This window comes from Cryobacterium sp. TmT2-59 (genome assembly GCF_004403545.1).
Classification (GTDB): domain Bacteria; phylum Actinomycetota; class Actinomycetes; order Actinomycetales; family Microbacteriaceae; genus Cryobacterium; species Cryobacterium shii.
Genome location: NZ_SOGM01000099.1, coordinates 58912 through 68752, shown reverse-complemented (window position 1 = coordinate 68752; position 9841 = coordinate 58912). Strand labels below are relative to the sequence as shown.

5 protein-coding genes and 2 pseudogenes are annotated in these 9841 nt (G+C 68.0%); all 7 read left to right on the top strand.

Annotation, left to right across the window (positions count from 1 at the left end; translation table 11 throughout):
- Positions 1-115: pseudogene (locus E3T24_RS18120) on the top strand (IS30 family transposase); the annotation flags it as partial.
- 39 nt (positions 116-154) lie between these two features.
- Positions 155-448 (top strand): annotated as a pseudogene (locus E3T24_RS18115) (IS3 family transposase); the annotation flags it as partial.
- 265 nt (positions 449-713) lie between these two features.
- A complete protein-coding gene (locus E3T24_RS15515) occupies positions 714-2399 on the top strand; it encodes a TIGR02677 family protein (RefSeq protein ID WP_198419688.1) in 1686 nt (561 codons plus the stop codon).
- Complete coding sequence (locus tag E3T24_RS15510) at positions 2396-3562, top strand: TIGR02678 family protein (RefSeq protein ID WP_134365085.1); 1167 nt, start codon at positions 2396-2398, stop codon at positions 3560-3562. Before E3T24_RS15515 ends, E3T24_RS15510 begins: the two co-directional genes overlap by 4 nt.
- Positions 3559-7710: a TIGR02680 family protein gene (locus E3T24_RS17710; RefSeq protein ID WP_198419687.1), complete on the top strand. Its 4152-nt coding sequence runs from the start codon at positions 3559-3561 to the stop codon at positions 7708-7710. Before E3T24_RS15510 ends, E3T24_RS17710 begins: the two co-directional genes overlap by 4 nt.
- On the top strand, positions 7707-8957 hold the full coding sequence (locus E3T24_RS15500) for a TIGR02679 family protein (RefSeq protein ID WP_198419686.1): 1251 nt from the start codon (positions 7707-7709) through the stop codon (positions 8955-8957). The genes E3T24_RS17710 and E3T24_RS15500 overlap by 4 nt, the downstream gene beginning before the upstream one ends.
- Before the next feature lie 237 nt (positions 8958-9194).
- Positions 9195-9758 (top strand): helix-turn-helix domain-containing protein, encoded by a 564-nt coding sequence (locus E3T24_RS15495; RefSeq protein WP_134434841.1) that lies wholly within the window; start codon positions 9195-9197, stop codon positions 9756-9758.
- Positions 9759-9841 lie beyond the last annotated feature (83 nt).

Here is a 9841-nt window from a genome sequence, read left to right as displayed (position 1 = left end):
GCGCCGGTACTTCCTCAAAGGCACCGACTTCACCCGCTACGCCCTGGACGATCTCGACGGCGTCGCCAAGACCCTGAACGAACGCCCTCGTAAGACACTCGGATTCAAGTGTTGACCGCAAGCACCGGTGTTGCGACGACCGGTTGAATCCGCCCAATACACCTCGGGTGAGTTCCAGAAATGGTGCGCCGGGAACGGGGTCACGCAGTCGATGGGAGCCATCGGCGTGTGCTGAGACAACGCTGTTGCGGAAAGTTTTTTCTCTCACTTGAAGACGGAAATGTACTACCAGCGCGACTTCGAAAACCACCTCGCCGCGAGGACCGCGGTGATGGAATACATCGAATCTTGGTAGAACCGGCGTCGCCCTCATTGGCACAATGGAGGACTACAACCGGCCGCCGCGCTGGCCGCTCACCACGACCGCCGCCAAAAGGCTGCGGCGTAGAAGAAAAACACACCAGATTGTCTCAATAACTTGACGGGCGCAAAGATCCATAGCAAGAGTATTAGCGTCTTTTTGAATTTCAAAAAGATGGAAATAGGCTTGAAAGATGCGTCTGTGATGATCCCTCCAAAATCGATACCCCATTCTGGTCTACAGAGTTATGTGACCGCCCATGTCAGAGGAATGCTGCATGATGAATTCGGGGTCATCACCGTGACGAGTCACGGACTGTGAGTTGTTCTGATCAAAGCCGAGTGAAGGGGAGGTGAGCGAGGTGTCCGCTCGGGGCCAGACCGCACCTGACTTCAGCGTGTTCAGCCACCTGAACGCGCAGAACAGTGACGCCTATCGCCGGGTGTTGGGTGCATTCGTGACGGCCAAAGAGCGCTTTCAGGTTCACCTCCGGCCAGACGACGTGCTCAGCCAGCTTCGGCGAGACGCCGCGGCGGATGGCGCAGATCCTGGCGACGCGCTGACCATCGAAGCAGTCACCGCCGCCCTGGACTCCCTGGCGGATTGGGGAAATCTCCTGGCCTCGCCCGACACCGGGCGAGTCGTTCACGTCGAGGACTTCTATCGCAAGCGCCACCTCTTCCAACTCAGCCAAGCGGGCGAGGCCGCCGAGCGCGCCCTGGAGCGATTCGAGGAGACCCTCGGGCGCCGGGGCGCCCTGCAGAGCGTCGCCCTCGAAGACATCGCGGTGACGCTCCACCAGTTCGTCACGCTCATCGAGGCCGATGCCCTCGACCTGGGCATGCTGCAGCAAACCCTGGCCGCGCTAACCATGCGGTTCACCGAACTCGCCGATAACGCGAGCGCGTTCATGGCGTCGCTGCAGCGCACCATCGACCTGACCGAAACCGACGAGGCCGCCTTCGTTGCCTACAAGTCCCGACTGGTCGAGTACCTTGAACGATTCATTCAGGACCTCACGGTGCGCGGACCGCAAATCGCGAAACTACTGGTTAGAGCCGGCAGCGAGAATGTTGATCGTGCCCTCCGGGCCCTTGCCGACCGGGACGCGACCGCCGAAGCCCCCGACCCCGACGATGCGCAGTCGTTGGTCGAAGCAGCCCGCCACTACGCCGTCTGGACCAATCGTTGGGAGGGCCTGCGATCATGGTTCCTCTCGGGCAACGGTCGCGACAGCCAGGCCAAGCTCCTGCGGATGGCGGCCCTCGCCGCGATCCCCGCGCTGCTCGACGCTGTGCGAGCGGTCAATGCCCGACGCTCCGGGCGCTCAGACCGGTCCACCGACTACCTGCGGCTCGCGCAGTGGTTCCAGGAGGCACCCACCGACGACCACCGGCACCGGCTGGCGCGGGCAGCATTCGGGCTCTACTCTGCGCGGCATTTGACCGTCGACTCCGAAACCTGGCAGCACTGGAGCGACGATGCGACGCTCGTCGGCGCTCCCTGGGCGGATGCCCCACCGATCGAAATCTCCCCGCAACTGCGAAAGACCGGCACCTATGAACGGAAGGGACGCCCGAACCAGGTAGTCGACCGCTCGGCTGCCCGGGCCCTGATCGCCCTCCAGGTGCGACAGCAGTCCGAACAGATCGCTGCCGCCCGCCAGAGGCTCGCGACGGACGGCACGGTTGAGTTAAGCGCGCTCGCCGGGCTGGACAGTACGGCCTTCGGACTGTTCCTCACCCTCCTCGGCGACGCACTCGTGGCCCGTCCGCCGGACGGGGGACCGATTCACACCGCGTCCAGCGATGGCACCATGAGCATCGAACTGACACCGATGTCCGAGGCCGGCTTCGTCGCGCTCGAGACGGAGCGAGGCACCCTCCGCGGACCCGATCACCTGGTGCGCATCACTGACCTCATGGCGGACGGCGCCGATCTAGCCTCCGCCGGAGAGCCCGTTTCGGACATCGAGGGAGAGCGCGATGAGCGCACCCGGGGCGCGCACGCCGCGGCTGCACTCGCGGAGGTGACATGAGCGTTTCGGCCGTAGACGACCAGCAGAGGGCGGCGCGCCTCCTGCTGCGCCACCCGCTCATCCGGTCCACCGACGAGGACCGGTATCGTCTCGTGCGCCGACACGCGAGCACCCTCACGGAATGGTTCGAGATCAACACCGGGTGGGCGCTGCACGTCGACAGTGAGGTGGTGCGGCTCGAACGCGAGCCGGCCTCGCTGGAGGACGCGACGCATCCGTTCGCTGCCCGCCGTGGCGGCATGCCGTTCTCGCGCCGCAGGTATGTGCTCCTCATGCTCAGCTTGTCCGTTCTCGAACGCAGTGACACCCAGATCGCGCTCGGGCGCCTGGCGGAACAGGTGATGGTCATCGCAGCCGCCCCCGAACTCGTCGCCGCGGGTTTCGCGTTCGAGCTGGGCACCAGGGAGGAGCGCAGCGACCTCGTCGCCGCTGTGCAGCTGCTCCTGGAGTGGGGCGTGCTCGCCCGGGTCGCGGGCGATGAAGAGGAATTCGTGCGCAACGCGGGCGATGCGCTTTATGACGTGTCTCGACGGGTGCTGTCGCAGTTACTGGTCACCCGGCGGGGCCCGTCGACCATCGCCGCCACGGCTTTCAGCGAACGCACCGCGGGCATGCGGGATCGGGGAACGGCCCCGACCGCTGAGTTGCGCAATCTGCGCCTGCGGCACACCCTCACCCGGCGTCTGCTCGACGATCCCGTGCTCTACCTCGACGAGCTCACCGAGGAGGAGACCGCATACCTGCGCAGCCAACGCGCACTGATCTGCCGCCGCATCACCGAATGCACCGGGCTGGTCGCAGAGATCCGTCAGGAAGGGATCGCCATGGTGGACTTCGATGACGATTTCAGCGACGTGCGGATGCCTGAGAAGGGCACCGAGGGCCACGTCACCCTACTGCTGGCTGAGTTGCTGGCGCAGTCCGGGGCGGCGGAGTCCCGTGTCGACACCCTTGTGGTGCATGTCCGATCCATTGCCCCCGACTACGCCAGGTACTGGCGCAAGGGCGCGGCGGAAGCCGCATCCGAACTGGTCGAGACGGCTCTCGGCCGGCTCCTCGCTCTTCGTCTCGTGGCCCGTGACGGTGACGTCATCCGCGTGCTGCCCGCCCTCGCTCGATTCGCCCTGGCTGCACCAACAATAATCGGAGCCCGAAAGCAGTGACCCTCGACATCGCACCATCCCTCAGCGCCGGTGAAAGCGACCCGGAGACCGTGACCTCTTCGCTGCCGGTTCCGACCAGCGCGCGGTGGCAGCCGCAGCGCCTCGGCCTGGTCGACCTGTTCTACTACGACAACGAAGAGTTCCCCTTCGTCGATGGCCGATTGTTGCTCCGGGGCAACAACGGCGCGGGCAAGTCCAAGGTGCTGGCTCTGACTTTGCCGTTCCTGCTCGACGGCGACCTGTCACCGCAACGGGTTGAACCCGATGGCGACCGGCAGAAGCGCATGGAGTGGAACCTGCTCCTCGGCGACGAGCACCCGAACAGCGAGCGGCTCGGCTACAGCTGGTTGGAATTCGGCCGCATCGACGATGCCGGCGAGCCGCAATTCGTCACGATCGGCGCCGGTCTCAAGGCTGCGCGCGGCCGGGGCATCACCAAGCACTGGTTCTTCGTCACGCAACAACGCGTGGGGGAGACGCTCGACCTGATCGACAGGAGCCGTCTCGCGCTCGGTCGCGAGCGCCTCGCCCAGGCCCTGGGCGACACTGGGCGCGTCTACGACACCAAAGCCGAATACCGGCAGGCGGTGGACTCGAAACTGTTCGGCCTCGGCGAGCGGCGCTACGCGGAGCTGATCGAGCTGCTGCTTCAGATCCGCGCTCCGCAGCTGTCCAAGAAACCGAGCGAGGCCGCCCTGTCGGAGGCGTTGACTCGCGCCCTGACCCCGGTCAGTGACGATGTCATCAAGTCGGTGGCCGACGGATTGCGATCGCTCGATGAGGAGCGCGACGAGGTGCAGCAGCTCGCGGCCGCGCAGAAGGCGGTGCAGGGTTTCCTCCATCACTACCGCGGGTACGCGCAGGTGATGCTCAAACGGCAGGCCGCCGGTCCGCGCCGCGAACAGTCCGAGCACGACAAGTACGGGCGCGCCATCCTCGAGGTGACCGCGGAGCTGGACCGGCTGCAGGAATCGTTGGCCGGCGTCGCATCCGCCAGCGCCGAGCTCCGCACTGAACGCGGCACGCTGGATGCCGAGGAAGAGGCGTTGCGGGACAGTGAGCACGCCCAGAGCGAAGTCCTCCTCGAGCGGGCGGATGCTGCGGCCGCCACTGCCGGGGAGAGGGCGGATTCCGCCGAGCAACGCTTGGAGCACGCGAATGCGGCAGTCGGCACCTCCGAGGCGGAGGCCGCGGAAGACCGCACCGCGGTCGCGGCAGCGGAGGCGCGGCTGCGCCACGCAGGGGCCGCCGCGATGGCCGCGGCCCTGGACGCGCGACTCGTGCACGATCAGTGTGCCCTCGACGGGCTGCCTGCTGAAGGGCTCGAGGCGGCGCTCAAGCACGAACGTGCCGCGGCTGCCGCTCGAGTCGCTCGCCTGCGCGACGCGCTCGAGCGGGTGGTCGCCTTGATCGCCGCGCTGCAGCAGGCGGAGGCGCGCACGGCGGCTGCGGCCGCACGCGAGGCCGAAACCGAGACCCGTCTCGCCGAGGCGACCGACGTACGTTCGCTCGCGGATGCCGCGGTCGAGATCGACGTCGACTCCTACATCTCCGACGTCGAGATCGTACTCGCCGGGTTGACCGAGCTCGCCGTGTCCGATGACGCGTTCGGTGCCTTCACAGACTGGGTGCGCCACCGCACGGCTGAGAACCCCGCCATCGGCGCCCTGCGGGTGGACGCGCTGCGCGTGCAGTCCGAACTGCAGCTTCAGCGCGCCGCCGCGCAACATGAATTGAAGACCCTCGCGGCCCAGTACACGGTGTTGAGCGCCGAGATCGCCGGACTCGAGCGGGGCCAGGTGGTGGAGCCGACCCTTCCACCGGCCCGCGCCGTCGCACCCGAGGGCTCGATTCCGCTCTGGCGCGCGGTCAGTTTCCGCGATGACCTCGACGCCGCCTCGAGGGCCGGCCTCGAGGCGGCCCTCGAGGGCAGCGGGCTGCTCACGGCCGTGGTGATGCCCGGTGGGGAGCTGCGCGAGCCCCTCGATGGACAGCTGCTGCTGCGACCGTCGGAGGGCGCGGCATCCGCTCGCACCCTTGAATCCGTACTCGTCGCCGAGCCGCCGGCAGGCTCTGCGGTGACGGTCGACGCGATCGAGGCGGTCCTGCGCGCCATCGCCGTGGCCGACAGCGATGTGGACGGTGACCAGGCTCCGGTCTGGGTGGGCCTGACCGGCAGCTATCGTTTGGGTTCGGCCCGCGGCGCCTGGTCGACTGAGTCGGCTCGATATGTGGGGGAGAGCGCACGGGAAGCGGCGCGCGAACAGCGGCTGAGAGAGGCGCACTCCGAGCTCGACCTGATCGCCGCGAGGCAGGGTGGCCTCACGGCTGACCTCGAGGGTCTCGCAGCGCGGGCGCGGGTCGTCGAGCGGGAGCAGACCTCGGTGCCGCATCCGACGGCACTCGAGACAGCGGACCGGGCGGCCGCACGAGCGGCCGATCACGTTGCGCGGTGCACGGTCGAACGCGAGGAGGCGCGAGAACAGAACGCTGTCGCCGGTCGAGCGCGCGACGAAGCTGCTGCGGAGCTCGCGGCGGATGCCGCATCACTGCGGCTGCCCACGGATGTCGACATGATCCGGGGGCTCGGGGCGTCCCTGACCGAGTACGAGAAGCGGGCCGCAGACCTGTGGCGCGAGGTGGAGCGTCGTGCAGAGGTGGCTCGTCAGCTCGCGCGTGCCGAAACCTGGCTCGCCGCCGCGCTTGTAGAACGGGTGCGTTCGGCGGACGAGCGGGAGGCGGCGACCGCCGAACTGACCCGCAGCCGGAGCTACCTGGCCACGCTGCGCGGACGGCTCGGCGCCGACGTGCAGGGCTACCGCGATCGGGTAGCCCAGGTAAAACATCGCTTGAAGGCGATCGTCACCGAACTGCGCTGTCTGGTCGACACGGAGAGAGTCGAGGGGCAGCGCCAGGCGGGTCTCCTGGAGCGGTTGCGCGGCATCCGTGGCGATCAGGACCGCGCTCATTCCGCTCGGGTCGATGCGGTCGCGGCGCTGCGGCGTACCACCACGCTGGGGCTGGTGCAGGTCGCCGCCCTGGCCGATCTTGGCGTGGTCGAACCGGACGCCGGCGGCGAAGCGGACTGGACGGTGACGAAGGGCGTGCAGTTCGCCCGCGCCATCGACGCGGCAATGCCGGACCTCGACGCATCCGACGAGCGGTACAGCCGGCTGCAATCGCAGGTGTTCACCGAGTTCGCCGATCTGCAGCGGTCGCTGGGTCGGCACGGGCATGAGGCGGCCTATTACCCCAACGATGACGGCGTGCGAGTCGTCGTCACCTTCAGCGGCCGGGAGATGCTGCTCGTTGAACTCGCCCAGCAACTCGGCGGCCAGATCGAGCAGCACCTGCTCCTGCTCAGCACGAGAGAGCGCGACATCATCGAGTCGCATCTCGTCACCGAGGTCGGGGCGCAGCTGTCTGAGCTGATCGGGGATGCCGACCGGCAGATCGTGCAGCTCAACGAGGAGCTGCGTTCACGGCCCACCACAACCGGCATGATCCTCCGGGTGCTGTGGAAACCGCGCTCGGACGGCCCCACGGGACTCATCGCGACCCGTCGGCTGCTTTCGACCAGCGCCGATGTGTGGGACAAGGAGGACCGGGCGGCGCTGGGCGCGTTCCTTCAGGCTCGCATCGGGGAGGTTCGCGACGCCGACGAGGCCGGGAACTGGTACGACCACCTCGGCGAAGCGCTCGACTATCGCCGGTGGCACAAATTCACCGTCGAGCGCCAGCAGGGCGGCTCGTGGAAGTCCGCCACCGGCCCGGCTTCCGGCGGTGAGCGGGTGCTCGCGGCGAGCATCCCCCTCTTCGCCGCCGCCTCATCGCACTACCGAACCGCAACGAACCCGAACGCTCCCCGCCTGATCATGCTCGACGAGGCCTTCGCGGGCGTCGACGACAACTCGCGAGCGAGTTGCCTGGGGCTGTTGGCGGAGTTCGACCTCGACGTGGTGATGACGAGCGAACGGGAGTGGGGATGCTACGCGGAAGTGCCCGGACTCGCGATTTCCCAGCTGACCCGGTTCGACGGCAGCGACGCGGTTCATGTCCAACGGTGGAGGTGGGACGGTCGCCGGCGCACGGCTGTCGTCGATGCGGTCGCGGTCGATGCTGCAGCTGCCGACGGGGGGCTGTGGTGAGCCCGTCTGCCGAAGGAACAGACAGGATCAGGCGCCTGCTCGGCTCGCCGGAGACGGCCTGGCTGTTGGAACGGATGCGTGCCCGGTTGGAGCAGAAGGGCACGCTCGAGGGAACCGTGACGAAGCAGGGCGCGAGCACGGCAGAACGAATGGCGGCTGGCCGCCTCATCGGACGACCTGTCCGGTCGGGCTCGTCGGCGTCCGTGTCGCTTGACCAGCTTGACGTGATGCTGCGGCGCGATGCGTGGCCCGCTGGGCTGGCATCCGCGGTCGTTGCGCTCGTAGGCCCCATCGTGGGCCCGGACGTGCGTCGGGCGGAGCGGGAGAGTTGGCATGAGGTCTCTGACGCGTTGCGTCTGATCGCCAACGATCGGCCCCAGCTCTCCGGGTGGGTGGAGAACGTGAACAGGTCGGGAGCGTTGCGGCGAGCGACGGCATCCGCCGCGGCAGCCCACGAGATGTCGCTTCAGCTCGGCGTGCTCGCGCGGGCCTTGCCGGTGGAGGGGGTGCCGCTCGGCGTTCTCGCGGCTCGCTTGTTCGGCGATGCGCATGCCCTCGACCCGAAGACCCCGCTCGGACCGCTCGCCGTCGGGCTTGCGGCGGCAGCGACCGGCCAGTCGCCGGGGACCGGCTCTCGGTGGAGGCGGGACGCCTGGCAGTCCTGTGGGGTTGTCGTGGACGAATTGTCCTCGACCGTGCTGGCCCTCGGGTTGCCGGGCGGCCTGACCTCGCCGACGGCCCGCGCCCTCGCGGCGCTCGGTGAGGCAGGTCAGCCGGCGGTGCTCACCTACCGGCAATTGGCGGTGGACGACATCGGCCGCGCACCGTTGCTCATGTCGGTCTGTGAGAACCCGGCGGTCATCGCTGCGGCTGCCGACCGGTTCGGCGCAAGCGCTGGCGCTGTCCCTCTCGTCTGCGTCAATGGACAGCCGGGAGCTGCAGTCATCCGTCTGCTCACCCAGCTCGTCGACGGCGGCGCCCGCCTGCGCTACCACGGAGATTTCGACGCCGGCGGACTTTCGATCGCGCGCACGGTTGCTCGCAGCGTGCCGTGGACGCCGTGGCGCTTCGGCGAGACCGACTACCGCAGCGCGTGCGCGTCGAGTCTCTCCACATCGGTGTTCTCGGGTGCCGTTGGCGACACCCCCTGGGACGGAGGGCTCTCCGGGGCGATGGAAGAACTGCGGCTGCGGGTGGAGGAAGAGTCGGTGCTCGCGGATCTGTTGGACGACCTGCGCGTCGACTAGCGCACGTACGGGTTCTGCACCTGCTCGAGCAGTCGTACTTCAACACCAGTCCGGTGAAGCGCGAACGCCGGTGCGGTGACCTGCGCGAGTCGTGCATAATTCCTGCAGATTCTGCACCTCCAGTTTCCTCACCCGCGAAATCACGCTGAACGTGCGGGAACACTCACCGATTTGCAGGAGTTATGCATGGGCGCGGCGTCGAGCGCCCCCCTTATAGCCCGGAGCTAAAGTTCCGGCATGAGCACGTCAAGCCGCATTCTCGAGGCGCGCGCCCGGGCCGGACTCTCGCAGAGCCAGCTGGCCGCGCGCGCCGGAGTGCCGCAGCCGAATCTCTCCGCCTACGAGGCCGGTCGCGTGCAACCTCGGCCCGGGACCCTCTCCCGCATCCTGGCCGCCACCGCCGAACGGCCGGCGGCTGTATTGCGTCGCAACCGCGACAGCGTGCTCGAACTCGCCGGCCGTCGCCGCGCCGGCAACGTGCGGGTCTTCGGCAGCATCGCCCGGGACACGGAAGCCGTCCGCAGCGACATCGATCTCCTCGTCACCTTCGACCCCGCGGCGTCCCTCCTCGATGCGGCCGGACTCGTCCTCGACCTCGAGAGTCTCCTCGGCGTGCACATATGTGATGAGCGACCGGGCCGAAGGCGCCATTCGGGACCGGGCGGTCGCCGAGGCCGTTCCGCTGTGAGGTACTCGGGCCACGGGATGACTCGCGAATTCGACCTAACGGATGCGCTGCTCGCCGGTTCGTCACGCACGACTACGCGAACACCGACTATCAGATCGTCTGGAATGCCCTAGTCACGGACTTTTCGCGGCTGCTGGCTCAGCTGGGGATCGGGTAGGGCGATCGCCGACCGGGCGTAGCGACCGTGCCGACGCCC